Source organism: Demequina sp., assembly GCA_024707205.1.
GTDB lineage: Bacteria > Actinomycetota > Actinomycetes > Actinomycetales > Demequinaceae > Demequina.
The window spans coordinates 1,476,929-1,494,985 of the sequence record JANQAD010000001.1 but is presented as its reverse complement, the minus strand read 5'-3'; the positions used below and the strand labels follow the sequence as shown (position 1 = coordinate 1,494,985).

General features: G+C 67.9%; 21 protein-coding genes. 5 read left to right on the top strand and 16 right to left on the bottom strand.

What is annotated here, in order from left to right; all coding sequences use genetic code 11:
* The first annotated feature begins 69 nt into the window (after positions 1-69).
* Complete coding sequence (locus tag NVV57_07750) at positions 70-360, top strand: WhiB family transcriptional regulator (GenBank protein ID MCR6712584.1); 291 nt, start codon at positions 70-72, stop codon at positions 358-360.
* A 59-nt stretch (positions 361-419) separates the two neighbouring features.
* Here NVV57_07750 and groES read toward each other — a convergent pair whose 3' ends face one another.
* Positions 420-713, bottom strand: coding sequence for a co-chaperone GroES (gene groES / locus NVV57_07745; protein ID MCR6712583.1), 294 nt, complete (start codon positions 711-713; stop codon positions 420-422).
* 171 nt (positions 714-884) lie between these two features.
* On the opposite strand from groES, the gene NVV57_07740 reads away from it, so the two are divergent.
* On the top strand, positions 885-1,490 hold the full coding sequence (locus tag NVV57_07740; protein ID MCR6712582.1) for a class I SAM-dependent methyltransferase: 606 nt from the start codon (positions 885-887) through the stop codon (positions 1,488-1,490).
* The gene (locus tag NVV57_07735; GenBank protein ID MCR6712581.1) at positions 1,451-2,053 is read left to right on the top strand and encodes a hypothetical protein; all 603 of its coding nucleotides are present in this window, start codon (positions 1,451-1,453) and stop codon (positions 2,051-2,053) included. The genes NVV57_07740 and NVV57_07735 overlap by 40 nt, the downstream gene beginning before the upstream one ends.
* An 87-nt stretch (positions 2,054-2,140) precedes the next feature.
* Here the strand turns inward: NVV57_07735 and NVV57_07730 are convergent, their stop codons facing one another.
* Positions 2,141-2,746, bottom strand: coding sequence for a LysE/ArgO family amino acid transporter (locus NVV57_07730; protein ID MCR6712580.1), 606 nt, complete (start codon positions 2,744-2,746; stop codon positions 2,141-2,143).
* A 71-nt stretch (positions 2,747-2,817) separates the two neighbouring features.
* Here NVV57_07730 and NVV57_07725 point away from each other — a divergent pair, with 71 nt between their 5' ends.
* Positions 2,818-3,696, top strand: coding sequence for an ArgP/LysG family DNA-binding transcriptional regulator (locus tag NVV57_07725; GenBank protein MCR6712579.1), 879 nt, complete (start codon positions 2,818-2,820; stop codon positions 3,694-3,696).
* Here the strand turns inward: NVV57_07725 and NVV57_07720 are convergent.
* The 8 genes from NVV57_07720 to glmS are packed head-to-tail and all read right to left on the bottom strand — an operon-like array spanning position 3,693 to position 11,221.
* Positions 3,693-5,315, bottom strand: coding sequence for a hypothetical protein (locus tag NVV57_07720; protein ID MCR6712578.1), 1,623 nt, complete (start codon positions 5,313-5,315; stop codon positions 3,693-3,695). The genes NVV57_07725 and NVV57_07720 overlap by 4 nt on opposite strands.
* Entirely contained in the window at positions 5,312-6,346 is a 1,035-nt protein-coding gene (gene tsaD / locus NVV57_07715) for a tRNA (adenosine(37)-N6)-threonylcarbamoyltransferase complex transferase subunit TsaD (GenBank protein MCR6712577.1), read from the bottom strand. Before tsaD ends, NVV57_07720 begins: the two co-directional genes overlap by 4 nt.
* Entirely contained in the window at positions 6,346-6,816 is a 471-nt protein-coding gene (gene rimI, locus NVV57_07710) for a ribosomal protein S18-alanine N-acetyltransferase (protein ID MCR6712576.1), read from the bottom strand. The genes tsaD and rimI overlap by 1 nt, the downstream gene beginning before the upstream one ends.
* The gene (tsaB, locus tag NVV57_07705; protein MCR6712575.1) at positions 6,813-7,412 is read right to left on the bottom strand and encodes a tRNA (adenosine(37)-N6)-threonylcarbamoyltransferase complex dimerization subunit type 1 TsaB; all 600 of its coding nucleotides are present in this window, start codon (positions 7,410-7,412) and stop codon (positions 6,813-6,815) included. The genes rimI and tsaB overlap by 4 nt, the downstream gene beginning before the upstream one ends.
* Positions 7,409-7,897, bottom strand: a complete 489-nt coding sequence (tsaE, locus tag NVV57_07700; GenBank protein MCR6712574.1) for a tRNA (adenosine(37)-N6)-threonylcarbamoyltransferase complex ATPase subunit type 1 TsaE — start codon at positions 7,895-7,897, stop codon at positions 7,409-7,411. Before tsaE ends, tsaB begins: the two co-directional genes overlap by 4 nt.
* Positions 7,897-9,003, bottom strand: a complete 1,107-nt coding sequence (alr, locus tag NVV57_07695; GenBank protein ID MCR6712573.1) for an alanine racemase — start codon at positions 9,001-9,003, stop codon at positions 7,897-7,899. The genes tsaE and alr overlap by 1 nt, the downstream gene beginning before the upstream one ends.
* Positions 9,003-9,356 (bottom strand): holo-ACP synthase, encoded by a 354-nt coding sequence (locus tag NVV57_07690; protein ID MCR6712572.1) that lies wholly within the window; start codon positions 9,354-9,356, stop codon positions 9,003-9,005. The genes alr and NVV57_07690 overlap by 1 nt, the downstream gene beginning before the upstream one ends.
* Positions 9,356-11,221, bottom strand: coding sequence for a glutamine--fructose-6-phosphate transaminase (isomerizing) (glmS, locus tag NVV57_07685; GenBank protein MCR6712571.1), 1,866 nt, complete (start codon positions 11,219-11,221; stop codon positions 9,356-9,358). The genes NVV57_07690 and glmS overlap by 1 nt, the downstream gene beginning before the upstream one ends.
* Before the next feature lie 48 nt (positions 11,222-11,269).
* Between glmS and coaA the strand changes: the two genes are divergently transcribed.
* The gene (gene coaA, locus NVV57_07680; GenBank protein MCR6712570.1) at positions 11,270-12,232 is read left to right on the top strand and encodes a type I pantothenate kinase; all 963 of its coding nucleotides are present in this window, start codon (positions 11,270-11,272) and stop codon (positions 12,230-12,232) included.
* A 190-nt stretch (positions 12,233-12,422) separates the two neighbouring features.
* Here coaA and NVV57_07675 read toward each other — a convergent pair whose 3' ends face one another.
* The 6 genes from NVV57_07675 to glmM form a co-directional block, all read right to left on the bottom strand.
* Complete coding sequence (locus NVV57_07675) at positions 12,423-13,310, bottom strand: class I SAM-dependent methyltransferase (GenBank protein ID MCR6712569.1); 888 nt, start codon at positions 13,308-13,310, stop codon at positions 12,423-12,425.
* Positions 13,311-13,763: 453 nt separating this feature from the next.
* The gene (locus tag NVV57_07670) at positions 13,764-14,066 is read right to left on the bottom strand and encodes a hypothetical protein (protein MCR6712568.1); all 303 of its coding nucleotides are present in this window, start codon (positions 14,064-14,066) and stop codon (positions 13,764-13,766) included.
* A gap of 311 nt (positions 14,067-14,377) precedes the next feature.
* Entirely contained in the window at positions 14,378-15,178 is an 801-nt protein-coding gene (locus tag NVV57_07665; protein MCR6712567.1) for an IS3 family transposase, read from the bottom strand.
* A gap of 35 nt (positions 15,179-15,213) precedes the next feature.
* On the bottom strand, positions 15,214-15,495 hold the full coding sequence (locus NVV57_07660) for a transposase (GenBank protein MCR6712566.1): 282 nt from the start codon (positions 15,493-15,495) through the stop codon (positions 15,214-15,216).
* 525 nt (positions 15,496-16,020) lie between these two features.
* Positions 16,021-16,686: a DedA family protein gene (locus tag NVV57_07655; GenBank protein ID MCR6712565.1), complete on the bottom strand. Its 666-nt coding sequence runs from the start codon at positions 16,684-16,686 to the stop codon at positions 16,021-16,023.
* On the bottom strand, positions 16,683-18,047 hold the full coding sequence (gene glmM, locus NVV57_07650; GenBank protein MCR6712564.1) for a phosphoglucosamine mutase: 1,365 nt from the start codon (positions 18,045-18,047) through the stop codon (positions 16,683-16,685). Before glmM ends, NVV57_07655 begins: the two co-directional genes overlap by 4 nt.
* Positions 18,048-18,057: the final 10 nt, after the last annotated feature.

The window sequence follows — 18,057 nt, the reverse complement described above, 5'->3', positions numbered from 1 at the left end:
GGGATGTCGAAGAACACTGCGACCGGAGGCAATGGCGCCGCCGGGAGCCCTAAACCAATAGGGGACTTGATGGACTCGGTGGCCAAGTTGCCAGCACCAACTCAGGACCAGTGGGAGTGGCAGTACGAGGGATCATGCAGAGAAGCAGATCCGGAACTGTTCTTCCACCCAGAGGGTGAGCGAGGGTCCGCAAGGCGCCGCAGAGCCGAAGCAGCCAAGAAGTTCTGCGCCCGCTGCCCCGTCATGGAGATGTGCCGCGAGCGGTCGATCGAGGCACGCGAGCCCTTTGGCGTGTGGGGTGGCCTCAGCGAGGACGAGCGTCACGCCCTGCTCGCCGGTCGCCTCAAGCGCGCCAGCTGAGAGACGAGAAAGGCCCCGGTCAGTGACCGGGGCCTTCGTCGACTGCGTTGTTGCGGCGTTTAGCTCACCACGGCGAGCAGGTCGCGCGCGGAGAGGATCAGGTAGTCCTCACCGGCGTACTTGACCTCGGTGCCGCCGTACTTGCTGTAGATCACCTTGTCGCCAACCTGGACGTCCAGGGGGACGCGGTTGCCGTTGTCGTCAATGCGACCCGGGCCCACTGCCACGACTTCGCCCTCCTGGGGCTTCTCCTTGGCGGTGTCCGGGATCACGAGGCCAGAAGCCGTGGTGGTCTCTGCCTGAGCAGCCTTCACCACAACCTTGTCCTCAAGAGGCTTGATCGAGACCGACACTGCGGACCTCACCTTCCACTTGTTGTTCACGAAACTGGGGTGCCCGGCCATGCCGTCGCGGGGGTCATTTCCGGGGCTATCGCTCCTTGCGGAGCACGTCCAATCTAGCACTCTCACCCTGAGAGTGCTAACGCGCCCACCGCTGTTCGCGCGGCGTGAAACGATGGCGCCATGGACGCCGCCGAAGCACGCCTCGTCGTATCCGCCGATTGCCGCGCCCTTACCGACGCTATCGGCGAGTACGACGCGAAGGCCGCCTTGAGCGTCGGGCAGCGTTTGCGTTCCGAGGGCGTGCCGCCCCAGCTTGTCGCCGCGGCCCTCACCCAGGCCCGGCTGCGCGCGGCCGCGCGCGCGAAGTTCGGCGAGTTCGCGGCCGGCATGGCGTTCAGTCAGGAGGGGCTTGAGCAGGCGACCCGGCTTACCGTTGCGGCCCTGCATGCCCGACGCTATGTCGAGGCTGGTATTCGACGTGTCGCCGATCTCACGGCGGGTTTGGGGGCCGACGCGATGGCGCTCGCGGCGCTCGGCGTCGGGGTGGTCGCGTTCGAGAGCGACGAGGCCGCGGCGGTGCTGTGCGACCACAACCTCAGGCACTGGCCGGATGCCGTGGTGGTTCACGCGGACTCGATGACGACGGTGCGCGGCGTGGAGGTCGACGGCGTGTTCGCGGATCCGGCGCGCCGGTCCGGGGGTGGTCGCCGACACTCCCTGCCGACTACCTTCCACCTCTGGACTCGGTGCTGGAGCTGCGGGATCAGTTCCCCGCGCTGGGCCTGAAGCTGGGACCGGGAGTGCCTCACGCCGATCTGCCAGGCGACGCCGAGTGCCAATGGGTGAGTGTGGACGGCGATGTCGTGGAGGTGGGCGTGTGGTGCGGGCCCCTGGCGCGGCGCGAGGGGCACGCGGCGCTCGTGATCAGGCATGGCGTGGCTCATGAGCTGGCGGGGGACCTGCACCGGGGCGAGGTGCGTTCGCTTGGCGAATTCGTTGCCGAGCCGGACGGTGCGGTGATCCGCGCCGGGCTCGTTGGGGCGCTCGCGGACGAGCTCGACGCGGGCCTGCTGGACCCGACCATCGCGTACCTCACCGCGGACGCGGTCGTTGAGTCGCCGTTCGCGCGGTGGTTCAGGGTAGAGGACGTGCTTCCCTTTGACGTGAAGAAGTTGACGTCCGCACTGCGGGGGCGCGGCGTCGGGACCGTCGAGATCAAGAAGCGCGGCGTGGACGTGGTGCCGGAGAAGCTGCGGGCTCAGCTCAAGCTGCGCGGCAGCGAGTCCGCGACGGTGATCCTGACCCGGGCCGGCGGGAAGCGAGTGGCGCTGATCGCGCGGCCGGTCTAGCGACCACGGCTGGCAACCTCAGATCCCGCCAATCTGGGCCCGGTCCGCCGGATTTTGCGCGAAATCCGGTTCACCGCCGCGGCGTAACTACGCGCTGAGGACCAGCCCTACCGCGAGCGCGATCATCACCACGGCAATCAGCGCATCCAGCACTCGCCACGCCCGCTGCGTGGCGAGCACGGGCGCGAGCGCCCGCGCGCCAAAGCCCAGCCCCGTGAACCACACCACCGACGCGGTGATCGCCCCGGCAGCGAACACCCACGGAAGCGCGTGCGTGGACGCGACGGTGCCCACCAGGAATACCGTGTCCAGATACACGTGCGGGTTCAGCCACGTGATTGCGAGACACGCCGCCGCCACAGACGCGGCGCTGGCCGCCGCTACCGGCGCGTCGGAGTCGGCGTCGAGCACCGCCGGCCGCCACGCGCGCTTGGCGGCCAACAGCCCGTACACCAGGAGGAACGCGGCGCCGGCCCAGCGCACCACCGTGAGCACTGCCGGATGCGAGGTCACCACCGCGCCAACGCCCGCGACCCCTGCGCACACGAGCACCGCGTCGGACACGGCGCAGATCCCCACCACCAGCCACACGAACTCGCGCCGCACGCCCTGGCGCAGCACAAAGAGGTTCTGCGCGCCAATGGCGACGATGAGCGAGAGCATCAGCCCAAGGCCCGCGAGGTACGAGGTCATGATCGCAAGACTAGGTCTGTGATGTCGGAAGTGCCATTTAGCATTTCTACAGTTTCTGTAGCATTGCTTATGTGAATATTCCGGTGCACCTCGCTGCGACGCTCGCTGCCGCGGTCGATCACGGCTCACTCGACGCCGCGGCGACCGCCCTCCACATCACGCCGCCCGCGGTAAGCCAGCGCATTCGGCAGCTGGAACACGTCACGGGCCAGGTCCTGCTGATCCGCTCCCGCCCGGTGCAGGCCACCGCGGCGGGCCTTGCCGTGCTGCGCTTCGCACGGCAGGTGGAGCACCTCGATTCCGTGACCCGTCAAGAGCTTGGACTCCACGGACGTTCCGTCTCGATCCCCATCGGCGTCAACGCGGACTCGCTCGCGACCTGGCTGCTCGCTCCGCTCACGAAGCTCGCAAGCTCGAGCTCGATCACCTTTGATCTGCATCGCGATGACCAAGAGCACACACTCGAACTGCTCGAACGCGGCGTCGTCCTTGCGGCCGTGACCTCCCAGCCGGAGCCTGTTCCCGGCTGCTCGGTGCGGCCCCTAGGGGCGATCACCTATCGCGCCGCGGCCTCGGCATCGTATGCCCGACGCTGGCTCGCCGGAGGCCCGACACCTTCCGCCCTCGAGAGTGCCCCGCTCGTCGACTTTGATCGGCGAGACGAACTCCAGTCGCTGTGGCTCAAGGCGATGGGCGCTGACCCAGCGGCACCGCCGCGCCACCGGATCCCCAGTACCTCCGACATGACGCACGCCATCAGGATGGGCCTTGGGTGGGGCATGGTTATCACGATCGAGGGGCACGACCACTCGGCGGGTCTCCAGCTCTTGGGGGGAGAGCCGGTCGCCGTGCCTCTGTATTGGCAACAGTGGCGCGCGTCCTCTGACCTCCTTGACTCCGTGGCCACACACATCGAGGAGGCGGCCCGACCGTTGCGCGCATCGCGCTAGTCGCACACCCCGTACGGCAGCGTCACCTTCACCGGCCACGTGCCCCGCGCGGGCAGCGCACCAGAGAGCACCTTCGCAAGCGCATGAAGCTGCTCCGCGCCGTCGCCCCATAGGGCCACGTAGACGCGCGCATTCGACGCCGGCAAGCCCCACGGCCCGCCTGTCGCGACCACCACGTCGGCATCCGCATGGCCGCGATCGCCGTCGACCAGGGCGATCTTCGTGCCCTCCGATGACCACCCGATCCCCTCGGCGGCCAGATCGACCTTGAGCGCCACCCGCTGGTCCCGGGTTCCCCCGACGATATGCACGCTTGAACCCACCAAAGAGGAGCAGTCCTTCGCGGCGACCACGACCGAGCCCTCCGCGAACTCGCGCGGCCGCGCGTCGGCAGTCCCTGGAACCAGAGCCGCCTGCTCGCGAGCCGCCAGGATCACATGGGCGGCCGCATCGTCCAGCCGCTCGCGCGAGAGGGCGCCAGAGCCGACTGCTCGCACGATCGCGCGCCGTGCCGCCGCGGGATCGGGGGGCATGAGCACCAGATCGGCCCCCGCGGACAGCGCCGCCACCGTACCGGCGCCGGGCCCAAACCGGTCCGTGATCGCATCCATGTCCATCGCGTCGGTCATGAGCAGCCCCGTGAAGCCCATCTCGTCGCGGAGGTACGCGTACGCGCGTGGGTTCACGGAAGCGGGCAGCGACCCCCAACCAGCCACGCGGATGTGACCCACCATCACGGCGGGCACCCCTTCGGAGATGGCGGAGCGGAAGGGCACCAGGTCCCGATCCTCGAGTTCGCCTATCGACGAGTGCTGCACCGGCAGCGTGTCGTGAGAGTTCGCCGTCACCGAGCCATGGCCAGGGAAGTGCTTGATGACCGGCGTCACTCCCCCGTCCTCGAACCCCTCCCACGCCGCATTCACGACGCCCGCAACGGCAGTCGGCGAGGAGCCCGCGGAACGCGTCCGAATCGTCGGGTCCTTGAGGCCGATCGTGACGTCGGCGTCGGGCGCAAGGTTCATCGTGAATCCCAGTTGCGCCATCTGCGCGCCGAGCGCCGCGTAGTACTCGTGAATCTGCCACTCGTCGCCGTTCGCGCCCGCCGCCGCGAACGCGGACACGTAGCGCACGGCCGGCCGCAGCCGCTGGACGGTGCCGCCCTCCTCGTCCGTGGCGATCATCACGGGCCACGCACGCTCCGGGTCAGCGGCCGCGATAGCCGCATTGAGCTTGGTCACCTGCTCACTGCCGGTGACAGCGCCTCCCATGAGGATCACGCCGCCGACGTGCTGCTCGCCCACAAGCGCGGTCGCGGCCGACTTCGACGTGGTCGTGACGCTCGCCATGATGACGGTCCCAGCAGCGATGTCCACGGGGAGCGCCCGCGCATCCGCGAGCGCGGCCTCCCATTCGCTCGGCGGCAGGCTGGGGCTGGGGCTGGGGCTCGGGCTGGCACTTGGCAGGCCCGACGGCGTGGCCGGGCTCTCGCTCGGCGTCGCCGCTGGGCGCTGGTTGGCCGACGGGTTGGGATCGAGGTTGCCCGTGACCGCGATACCCACCGCGACGACGGCGTACACGGCCACGATCGCGCCGATGACCCAGCGCGTCAGCGGCTTCATACAAGCACGGTACTCAACGGCATCGAGGAGTCGACACCGATGCCGAGCGAAGACGGCTGCGCATCGTCCCGCACCAGCGCCGAACCGAGAGCCGCGATCATCGCACCGTTGTCCGTGCAGTAGCGAATCGGCGGGATGCGCACGTCGATGCCAGCCGAGGACCCACGGGCGGCGGCGAGCTCACGCAGCTGCGAGTTCGCGCTGAACCCCCCGCCGATAACCAAGGTGGAAACGCCATGCTCCTCGCACGCGCGCAGCGTCTTGGCGACCAGGACGTCGGCGACGGCGTCCGCGAAACTCGCGGCAACGTCGGCCACCGGGACCTCGCGACCGGAGTCGCGGCAGTTCTCCACCCACCGCGCCACCGCGGTCTTGAGTCCGCTGAAGGAGAAGTCGTAGGCGTGCTTTGCCTGGTCCTTCGGCGCGGTGAGCGCGCGGGGGAACGGAATGGCCTTGGGGTCGCCCTCGCGCGCGAGGCGGTCGATGTGCGGGCCGCCGGGGTACGGCAGGCCCAGGAGGCGGCCGACCTTGTCGAACGCCTCCCCGGCGGCGTCGTCGAGGGTGTGGCCCAATTCGGTGACGTTGGTGACGCCGCCCTCGAACAGCAGCAGCGACGTGTGGCCGCCGCTGACCACGAGCGCCATGGTCCGCTCGGGGAACTGCCCGTGCACCAGTTCGTCGACCACCGCGTGCCCGATGACGTGGTTGACACCGTAGAGCGGCCGGTTCAGCGCCAGGGACAGCGCCTTCGCCGCGGACACACCAACGGTCAGCGAGCCGACAAGCCCAGGTCCCGCCGCAACGGCGATCGCGTCCACGTCCCCCAGGCCCAAGCCCGCGCGCGAGAGCGCCTCATCCAGCGTCGGGACGAAGGCCTCGAGGTGCGCGCGCGAGGCAACCTCCGGCACGATCCCTCCGAACCGCGCGTGCTCGTCCATCGAGGAGGCGGTGACGTCAGCGATCAACTCGGTGCCGCGCACGAGGGCAACGCCGGTCTCGTCGCACGTCGACTCGATTCCCAGGACCAGCATCACGTCACCCTATCCGTCATCGCGCGTCGCATCACGAGCGCATCCTCGTTCTCCGGCTGGTAGTAGCGCGGCCGAATCCGCACGTCCTCGAACCCGTATGCCCGGTACAGCGCCAGGGCAGAGGGATTCGCCACCGACACCTCGAGCCACGCCTCCCGCGCGCCCAGTCGCGTTGCCTCCGCGAGGAAGTCCTCCATGAACGCGCGCCCTATCCCCAGCCGCCGTGCCGCGGGCACCACAGCGATGTTCATGAGGCTGAACGCGTCGCCGTCGTACCCGTAGATCGCGTAACCCACCAGCTCGTCGACCACGTAGGCGCCGCGATAGCGCTTCCCGCCGAAAGCAAAGTCATCGCGGATGAGCGCTAGCGACCACGCGGCCGCGCCAAAGATGAGCTGCTCCTGCTCGGCGACCCAGGGCAGGTCCGCCTCGCTCAGATCGCGCAGCTCGATCGGCCCCGAGTCCGTCACGCGCCCGGCACCCCGTGCACGTCCGGTCGCCTCAGGTACAGAGGTTCCGTTGGCATGGCGAGGCCCGACGCTCTCGCGCCATCCGCCACGCGCACCAGCAGTGCGGGGTTGGGGTCGGCGGCGGTTGCGTCCGTGAAGACGTCCGGGTAGAGCGCGGCGCCGCGTCCTACGACGCGGCCGGCGACGTCAACGTCGCCGGGAAAGGCCACCTCGGGACCCGCGACGCGAACCCCGTCCTCGTAGCGCGCCCAGTACACCTCGCGGCGGCGGGCGTCGGTCACCGCGGTGCATGTGCCGAACTCGGCGCCGAGCGCGTCGAGAGAGCACACGCCCTCCACGGGCACGCCCCACGCGTAGCCGAGCGTGCGTGCCGTCACGAGCCCAACGCGCAGCCCCGTGAAGGTCGCGGGCCCGGTGCCAACGACAATCCGCGATGGCTTCCGGCCGCCGGCGTCGCGCAGCACCGCGTCCACCATGCCGGCGAGCAGCTCGGCGTGGCCGCGCGGCGCATACTCGGTGCGCTCGGCAAGGACCTCGCCCGTGTCAGCCACCGCCGCCACCGCAATGGCCCCAGACGTGTCAATCGCGAGAATCACTGGTCGCCCCCAAAGGACACCCCGGCCCAGCGCTCCCCGTGACCCGACAGCGTCACCACCCGGTCACCGCCGTCAGGCGCCTCGGGATCGATGTCCCCGCCGCGGGTGCGCGAGATCGTCACGTGCAGCCGGTCATCGGACAGCGCAGCGGCCGGGTCGCCCCACTCCACGACCGTCACGGAGTCCTCGAGCGTCGCGTCGAGGTCAAGGTCGTCGAGCTCCGCCAGCGAGGAGAGCCGATAGGCGTCCACGTGAATCAGCGACGGACCCCCTACGAGCGAGGGGTGCGTGCGCGCGATAATGAAGGTGGGGCTCGCGATGGGCCCGCGCACCCCCAGCGCCTCCCCAAGTCCCTGAGTGAAGGTGGTCTTCCCCGCTCCCAGGTCGCCGGTAAGGAGCAGCAGATCCCCCGGACGCACCAAGGGCGCGACCACCGAGGCGGCGAACGACCTCATCGCGTCGCCGTCAGAGATCACATGAGCCATCAGGCCGCCTTGGGACGAAGCCCACCAAAGCGGCAGACGACCTCGTAGTCAATGGTGCCAAGAGCGTCGGCCCATTCGCGGGCGCTTGGCCCGCCCGCGCCAACCAACACCACCTCGTCGCCAACGACGCACTCGGTGACGGGGCCGAGGTCCACCACGAACTGGTCCATGCACACGCGGCCCGCGATGGTGTAGCGGCGCCCGCGGATGGACACCTCGCACACGTTGCCTGCGGCGCGCATGAGTCCGTCCGCGTACCCGGCGGCCACGAGGCCGAGCGTGGTGGGGATGCGCGTCACGTACTCGTGGCCATAGCTCACGCCCTGGCCCGCCGGCACGTCCTTGACGAGTACGAGTTCCGAGGTGACGGACATCGCGGGCGTGAGGCCCCAGTTCGCGCCGGACGGGTCGGGAACGGGCGGGAGGCCGTAGACGGCGATTCCGGGGCGCACAAGGTCGAAGTGCAGGTCCGGGCGGGTCAGCGTGGCGGCCGAGTTCGCGAGGTGCCGCAGCTCCACCTCGAGCCCATGCTGCTCGAGCCGCACCACGGCCGCGCGGAACACCTCCGCCTGTGCGTCGATGGTCGCGTGCCCTGGCTGGTCGGCCCACGCGAAGTGCGACCAGATGCCGACGAGCTTGACGAGCCCCTCCGCCTGGGCGGCGGCGATGAGCTCCATGAGCCCGTCGAGCCGTGCCGGCTGCACGCCCTCGCGGCCGAGCCCCGTGTCCACGCACAGGTGGAGCCGCGCCACGTGGCCGGTCTCGCGCGCCACGGCAAGAATCTTGCCAAGCACTTCTGGAGAACCAACGGACAGGTCAACCCCGGCGGCGAGCAGCCGCGCGGCCGGCAGCTCCGGCCCGTAGAGCCACGTGAGGATGCGCCCCTCGTCGCCCGCCTGGCGAAGTTGCAGCGCCTCGTCGGGCTGCGCGACCCCGAGCCACGCTGCGCCCCCAACGCGAGCGGCCCGCGCCGCCTCCACCAGGCCGTGCCCGTACGCGTCGGCCTTCACCACGGCCATCACCTGGGCGCCGTTGGCGCGCCGCGCCAACTCCTCCACGTTGCGCGTGATCGCGTCGTAGTCCACTCGAATCGCGAGCCTGCTCATCAGCCCTCCCCTACAACCACGGCGGACGCGATGCCCGCGTCGTGCGACAGCGACAGGTGGAACGTCGCTATCCCGAGTTCCGCGGCTCTCGCCGCTACCGTCCCCCTCACCACGAGCGTCGGGCGGCCCGACGGCTCGCTCACCACTTCAGCGTCCTGCCAGTTGAGCCCGCCCGGGCTTCCGAGCGCCTTGGCGAGGGCCTCCTTGGCGGCCCAGCGGGCGGCGAGGCTCGCGGTGGAGCGGTCGCGCTCTGCGGGGGTGAAGACGCGCTCGAGGAAGCCGGGCGAGCGTTCGATCGACTCCTCGAAGCGGGAGATCGCCACCACGTCGATGCCCAGGCCCAGGATCGCCACTACTCGACCGTCACCGATTTGGCGAGGTTGCGAGGCTGGTCCACGTCGTGGCCCTTCGCCGTGGCGAGCTCGAGAGCGAAGAGGTGCAGGGGCACTACGGCGAGGAGCGGCTGCATGAGCACGGGCGCCTGCGGCACGTAGAAGACCTGCTCGGCGTAGTCGGCCGCGACGGTGTCGCCCTCCTCGGCGATGACGAACGTACGGGCGCCGCGAGCGCGGACCTCCTGCACATTGCTGACCACCTTGGAGTGCAGCGACTCGCGACCGCGGGGGCTGGGCAGGATGATGATGACGGGTTGGCCGTCCTCGACGAGCGCGATGGGGCCATGCTTCAGCTCGCCTGCCGCGAAGCCCTCCGCATGGATGTATGCGAGCTCCTTGAGTTTGAGCGCACCCTCGAGGGCGATGGGGAAGCCAACGTGGCGCCCTAGGAACAGGACGGTGCGCTCGTCCGCGAGGCTTCGTGCCACGGAGCGCACGGTCTCCGAGGAGTCGATGATCCACTGGATCTTCGCTGGGATGTCGCCGAGTTGCGAGAGCAGCGCGGCGATCTCGTCGGGGAACTTGTTGCCGCGGAGCTCGGCCAGGTAGATGCCGAGCAGGTAGGCGGCCGTGATCTGCGCCACGAACGCCTTGGTCGAGGCCACGGCGATCTCGGGACCCGCGCGGGTGTAGAGCACCGCGTCGGCCTCGCGGGCGATCGTCGAGCCCTGCGCATTCACGATGGCGATGACATTGGCGCCCTGCTGCTGCGCGTGGCGCACGGCCATGATCGTGTCCATCGTCTCGCCGGACTGGCTGATCGCGACCACGAGGGTGCGGAGGTTCACCACGGGGTCGCGGTAGCGGAACTCGTGGGCGAGCTCCACCTCCACGGGGATGCGCGTCCAGTGCTCGATCGCGTACTTGGCCACGTGGCCCGCGTAGGCGGCGGTGCCGCATGCGATGATGACGATCTTGTCCACCGAGTTGAGGACGGCCTCGTCGACGCGGCCCGCGTCCAGCTGCAGCTTGCCGCGGGCGTCGATTCGGCCGCGCAGGGTGTCTGCGACGGCGGCCGGCTCCTCGAAGATCTCCTTCTCCATGAAGGTGGCGAAGCCGCCCTTCTGGGCCGCCTCCGCGTCCCAGTCCACGTGGTACGGCTCGCGCTCCACGACGGTGCCGTTCGCGTCGGTCACGATCACGCCCTCGGGGGTGATCTCCACGACCTCGTCCTGACCAAGCTCGAGGGCGTCACGCGTATGCTCGATGAACGCGACCACGTCGCTGGCGAGGAAGTTCTCTCCTTCACCGAGACCCACCACGAGGGGCGAATTGCGCCGGGCACCGACCACCACGTGCGGCTCGCGAGCGTCCACGGCAAGCAGCGTGAAAGCGCCCTCCAGCTGGCCCACGATAGAGCGCATCGCCTCCGTGAGGGTCTTCCCGGATTCCACCTCGCGCGCCAACAGGTGGCCTGCCACCTCGGTGTCCGTCTCCGACTGGAAGATCACGCCGTCCTTGGTGAGGTCCGCGCGCAGGGCGGCGAAGTTCTCGATGATGCCGTTGTGGATGATCGCGATGCGGCCGCCCGCCGCAAGGTGCGGATGGGCGTTGGCGTCCGTCGGCGCGCCGTGCGTGGCCCACCGGGTGTGGCCGATAGCGGCCGTGCCGTCGTGCAGCGGGTCCTCCGCGAGCGCCTTGGCGAGGTTGACGAGCTTGCCCGCGCGCTTGGCGACGTCGAGCCGATCCTCGTCCTCGGTGACCACGGCGATGCCCGCGGAGTCGTATCCGCGGTACTCGAGGCGCGCCAAGCCCCCCATCACCACGCCCTGCGAACGTCCACTTGCCGCACCCGAACCTACGTACCCGACGATTCCACACATGGGCCCAAGTCTAGTTGGCGCCCCGCATGGGCCCGCCGTTCGCCTCACGTGCGCCAGAATGGTGCCGTGTCCGCGCGCCCTGAGAGCCCCTTCATCACGCTCGACCGCGAGGAATGGGCCGCTCTCGCCGACTCAACGCCGCTGCCTCTCACTGAAGAGGACATCGCGCGCGTCCGCGGCCTTGGCGACCCCATCGACCTGGTCGAGGTTGACGTTGTCTATAGGCCACTATCGCGCCTGCTAGACCTCTATTCGGAGTCCGTTGGGCGCCTGCACGACGCTACCTCGGCTTTTCTTGGCGAGCGCACCTCGCGCACGCCGTTCGTGATCGGCATCGCGGGGTCGGTCGCGGTGGGAAAGTCCACCACCGCGCGCGTCTTGCGCGAGCTCATGGCCCGCTGGCCCGGTTCGCCACGGGTGGAACTGATCACCACGGACGGCTTCCTGTATCCGAACGCGGTGCTCGAGCAGCGAGGGCTGCTGCAGCGCAAGGGCTTCCCCGAGTCCTATGACCGGCGCGCGCTGCGGTCCTTTGTGTGGGCGGTGAAAAGCGGTGTCGCGGAGGTGACCGCCCCCGTGTATTCGCACATCACCTATGACATCGTGCCCGGCGCCTCGGTGACTGTGCGCAGGCCGGACATCCTCATCGTCGAGGGCCTCAACGTGCTCGCTCCGCCGATGCGCAGAGCCGAGGGCGGGCTCAGCCACGCGATCAGCGACTACTTCGACGTCTCGATCTACGTGGACGCAGAGCCCGACGACGCTCGCCGCTGGTACATCGACCGGTTCCTTGAGCTGCGCCGCACCGCCTTCTCACGGCCCGACTCCTACTTCCACACCTACGCGGCGCTGAGCGACGACGAGGCCGTAGCCCGAGCGTCGTACATCTGGGACACGATCAACGCGCCCAACCTGATGCGAAACATCGCGCCCACGCAGTCGAGGGCCACGATCATCCTGCGCAAGGGGCCGGACCACCACGTGGAATCGGTGAGCCTGCGGAAGCTCTAGGCGCGCTTGCGGACACGATGGCCTCCTGATGGTGGATTCTGCCCAGTTCGCGCGCACCTCGTTCCTGATGGTGGATTCTGCCCGGTTCGGGCGAGTATTCGGGCGGCATCCACCAGCAGGAAACTGTGGGCGTGAAACCTGGCAGGATCCACCGTTTGAGGCCCGACGCTGGTGCCAGTGATTGCGCGGCTCACCTATCGCGCTTGCGCGCCACCGCCGTGAAGGTCAGCGGCATGATGTCCCGCTGGGCCTCGGGCAGTTCGAAGTCGCCGTCCCCACGCTCGACCATGAAGGACGAGAACCGCCACGGGAGCGTCTTGCCCTCGTCAAGCCACACGAGCTCGAGGCCGGCGCCGATCAGTGATTGGAGGATCTCCGTCAGCGGGTGGGGGAACTCGTAGGTGCGAGTGTTCGTAACCGTGCCCTCGCCGATGTACGAGGTGTCGCCGTCCCACGCCTGCGCGAGCCCGTTCGGGAAGTACCGATACACGCTGACGAGCTCCTGGTACCGCTCGTCCACGGCGTAGAGCGCAGGGTGGCCGTCGCGGATGTAGAACAAACCGCCCGGTCTCAGCAGCGCTTCCACTTGAGCCGCCCAGCGGGCGAGGTCGTTGAGCCACCACACGGTGCCGATGCTCGTGTAGACGAGATCGAAGGTGCTGTCCGGGCCGCATTGAGCGGTCACGGCAGCGCGGGCGTCAAGCACATCGGTGCACACCCACTCGGCCTCGAGACCCAACTCGCCGGCAAGCGCCGCCGCGGCCTCGAGTGCGGGTGCCGAGAAGTCCACGCCAACAACCCGGGCGCCCTTGCGCGCGAACGACAGGGTGTCCGTGCCGATGTGGCACTGCAGGTGGCACAGGCCCAGCCCGGCCACGCCGTCAGTCAGGAAGCGCTCGATGACGGCCAGGTCCGTGCGGACCACTTGGGAGATGTGCGCAGGATCGCGGCGGAAGGCGTCAACGTCATAACCGCCCCCGGTGTGGATGGGCACCCGGTCGTTCCAGTTGGCGAGGTTCGCGGCGCGCGCGTCGTCCCAGGTAATCGCGATGTCGTCGCCTGCGAGTTCGTCGGCCATGAGGGCGAGTCTACGAACCTCCGTAGGAGAAGCCGTCGCCAATGACGGCAAACCGCCGTCCAGACGTAGTACACGAGTCAATGCGAAAGTCAAACTTGGTTAAGAGGCGGGAGCACAGGCAGGATCACCGAGCATGACGCACGCCTTCTCATCGTCTGAGACAAGCAGTTGCCGTGAAACGGGTGGCGAAACCATCCCGCGCTGGTGAGCGTTTCCGCGCCCGCCCGGCCTGCTTTCGACGCCAGGTCCCGCGTAGCCACTAGTTCGAGTCGTAAACACTACTAATCGTCATGCCGCGATCCAAGAACTGCACGTCCCGAGCCGTCGGAATTCTCAACCAACTCGAAGCCTGGCCTCGTTCGAAAGAAGCGCCGCTCTCGATAAGAGAGATGCACGCAAAGCCCGATTAAAGGGGACCCGACATATTACAGAGACAGAGATAGTTGCCAACCGTCATCTGACGACCGACTGACCAATCGCTCTCAGGACATCGGCAAAGTACACAAGGTGAAAGGCCAACGACTTTTCGGGCTCCGCTACGACTAGCGTGAGCCATTCAAGGGAGTCAGCGAGCCGCCCAACATCGAGATCTTCCGGGAGTCGAGCTAGATCGTACATCCGATCCAGCGGCACCTGCCAGAATTCGTCGTCTTCGAGTTCCACAGACTGACCGTGAATGGCGCGGAGGTGCCTAATAAGGATCTCGAACACGTCCTCCAGGAATTGAACCTCGACACCAATTTGATTGGACATCATCCTGCTCCATTGATGAGGTCTATTTGGTTCTGGAATCCTCGAATCTCGACCTCAAGTTTGTTGATTCGACCCGCAATAATCGCTTGCTGTATCTCGGTGGTCGATGCATTCGCGAGGTGACCCTTGTTGTCATAGGCCCAAGGATCACTCCGGTATGCCTCCAACTTTTCATTGTGTCCTGCCCCCGTGGTTTGGTCCAGTTCGTGTGTGGTGGTCTCCACTTGGGGGCCGCCGGTTGGCGGTCCCGAACTGGTCCAGGAAGAGTGGTGGTAGTCAACGACGCTCACCCCTCTCACAAGACTCATGTCTCATCATGCCGTGAAGTCGTTCGCGAACTCGCAAGGCGTGCGCATCCCGAGCGCCCGGTGAGGCCGGGTGGTGTTGTACTGCTCAACCCATTGGGCAATCAGGACCCTCGCTTCGGTGATCGTGTGGAACACTTCACCGTGGAGCAGCTCGTCCCGCATGGACCCGTTGAAGCGTTCGACGTAACAGTTCTGCTGAGGCGAGGCTTTCGCGATGAACACCGGGTCAACACCCTGACCCTTCAGCCAGGTCTGGACCGATTCTGCGGTGAACTCCCGCCCATTGTCCGACCGGATCATGCTCGGGCAGCCGTGAGCGGCGAACAGCTGCTCAAGGTGGGCGATGACGTCGTTGGAGCCAATCGAGAGCGCCACCCTGGGTTCGAACGCGATCCTGGTGAACTCGTCCACGACATTCAGGACGCGCACTTTGGAACCGTTGCGGGTGCGGAACGACACGAAATCGTAGGACCAGATGTGATTCAGATGCACCGCCGGCAACGCCCACGCGGAGTTCTCATCCGCTCCCAGCGCCTTCTGCCCGTTAGGACCATGCCTGGCAGGAACCCTCAAACCCTCCCCCCGCCACAACCTCTCGACCCGCTTGACGTTGACACTCCACCCATCGCGCACCAGTAGCGCATGGACACGCCGATACCCATACCGCGGATGCGCTTCCGCGTGTTGCGTCATCGCCGCCACCAAGCGCGCCTCAAAGTCCGACGGGACCGGTCGATACCGGTTCGTCGACCGATACTGACCCACCACGGCGCACGCCCTGCGCTCCGAAACCCCGTACTTCCGCATCAGACGCTTCACGGCCGCCCGACGCTTGGCCGGGCTCACCAGTTTCCCCGTGAGACCTCTTTCAACATCGAAATCTCCAATGCCTGGTCCGCGACGATCCGCTTCAAACGCGAGTTCTCCGCCTCGAGCGCCTTCAAACGCTGCGCCTCGTCCTCCTTCAGCTGCCCATACTTCAGGCGCCACCGATAGAAGGTTTGATCCGAGATCCCCAGCTTCTTCGCCGCCGCAGGGATCGACACCCCTGACGCCTGCAACTTCTCCATCTCCCTCAGCTTCGCGATGATCTGCTCCACCGAGTACCGCTTCGCAGCAGCCATGATCACTCCACCGTGCCCGTCATGCTCATGAGAACACCACAGTCAAAGTGGACCAAAAAACGGGGGGCCGGACAGAAGCTCTACCGTTGGGCTGGTGACCACCAGGTGCTCCCCAGAGGGCCCCGCAGGGCTCGGATGCTGCACCGTCGCCGAAATACCAGGCATATCATTATCGACCGGGTCCGGCGCCTCGGCCGAAGGTGTCGGCGAAACAGACGGCTCCGGCGAGGGAACGGTGGTAGGGCTTGGACTCGGCGACGGCTCCACCGAAGTCTCCACCGAAGGAGTCTCCGCAACTGGCGCACCCGGCTCAGGCGACGGCGACACCGCCGGCGCTGGCGTGCCCAACCCGACAAGCATCACACCAACACACACCCCCGAAACCACCAACGACAAACGCCGAGCAGCCACGCGCACCCCACCCAAAGTCCCCCTGGCCGCGATGCCAGGTGGGACGAACGTACTGCTACGCCGCAAAGCACGCAATCGGAGTCGCTCTGTGCACTCTTGCCGCGGGAGCACCGCCTACTCAGCCGCCTCTTGCGCGGGAGCCTCGTCAGCGTCGGGCACCTTGACCCCAAAGCGAGCCAGGATCCGGTCAACAAGCCAACCGAGCACCAAGCCACCGGCAACGCCAACCACGATGGACACGAGCAGGTTGTTCTCGAAGATCTCGGCGGCGGTGATGCCGATCAGCACCCCATACGTGGCCCAGATGGACACGGCGATCGCGTCGATCACCATGAAGCGCCGGTGGTTGAAGCCCAGGGCGCCCGCGGAGAGGTTCACGGCCACGCGGCCAAATGGAATGAAGCGCGCCGCGATGATGAACGCCGCGCCGCGATGCTTGAGGGCGTGCTCGGCCCAGTCCAGCGTGCGCTGACCCTTAGGACCCCGGAACAGCCGGAAGGAGCGGATGTGGATGCGGGATCCGATCAGATACGTCAGCTGATCGCCGCACCACGCACCAACGGCCGCGCACAGCCAAATGAAGGGCAGCAGCGGCGATCCGGTCTGCTTCCACAACGTCGAGGTGGCGATGACGATCGTCTCGCTCGGCACCAGCGGGAACACGGCGTCGATGAGCGACATCGCGAACAGCCAGAAGTAGATCCAGTACGACTCGGCTGCGGCGAGAATCGCGTCCTCAAGATGCGAGGAGAAGTGGACAATCCAATCCCCCCAGTTCATGACAGCGTGAGCCGCTCCCGCACCACCGAGGCCAGCGCGTCGGCATGCCGTTGCGCGTCCTCTGCGGTGGTCGCCTCCACCATCACGCGCACCAGCGGTTCAGTGCCCGACGGCCGCAGCAGCACCCGTCCCCCGTCACCGAGTTCTGCGCGCGCCTTGGCAACGGCGTCGCCAAGGTCGCGGTCCGTGTGGACGCGGGCGCGGTCGCAGTTGGGAACATTGACGAGCACCTGTGGCAGCGATTGGATGCCGGCGGCAAGCTCCTGGAGCGAACCCTGCGCGGCCACCTGCGCCGCAAGCACCAGGGACGTGAGGATGCCGTCACCCGTGGTGGCGTAGTCGGTGAGGATCACGTGGCCGGACTGCTCACCGCCAAGGGTGTAGCCGCCCTCGCGCATCGCCTCGAGCACGTAGCGGTCGCCAACTGCGGACTCGATGATCGTGATGTCCGCGGCCTTCATGGCGCGGTGTAGGCCCAGGTTGCTCATCACCGTGGCGACGAGCGTCGAGTGGTACAGCGCACCGGCCCGCTGCATCGCGAGCGCGAGCAGGCCCATGATCTGGTCGCCGTTGACGACGTTGCCCGCCGCGTCCACGGCCAGGCAGCGGTCAGCGTCGCCGTCGTAGGCGACGCCAAGGTCGGCGCCGCGCTCCACCACGGCAGCCCGAAGGCCGTCGAGGTGGGTGGAGCCCACGCCGTCGTTGATGTTCAGTCCGTCAGGTGCGGTGTTGATCGCGTGGACGTCCGCGCCCGCCGCCTCGAGCGACCGCGGGCCAACGTCCCACGCGGCGCCGTGCCCGGTGTCGACCACGATGCTCACGCCGGCCAGGGGCTTGTCGATTCCCGCGAACGAGGCGACCGCAGAGACCACGTGATCCACGTACTCCTGGGCGAGTTCGGGAGACGGGACGATCGTGCCGACTGCCCCGGCCGTCGGGCGTTCCCACGGCTCTCCGAGGCGGGCCTCGATGGCCTCCTCCACGGCGTCGTCCAGCTTGTGGCCGCCGCGAGCGAAGAACTTGATGCCGTTGTCCGGCGCCGGGTTGTGCGAGGCGGACAGGACCACGCCGAGGTCGGCCTCGGTGGACGCCGTCACGTAGGCGATGCCGGGGGTGGGCAGGACTCCCACGTCGAGGACGTCAACACCCGCGGAAGCAAGTCCGGCCGCGACCGCCGCGCTCAGGAACTGACCTGAGATGCGGGTGTCGCGGCCGATGACTGCTCGCGGGCGGTGCCCGGAGAACTCGCCACGCTCGGCGAGGACGTGTGCGGCGGCCACCGCGAGATCAACCGCAAGTTCCGCGGTGATGTCGCGATTCGCTACGCCACGGACCCCATCCGTGCCGAACAAGCGCGTCATGCGCTCGAAC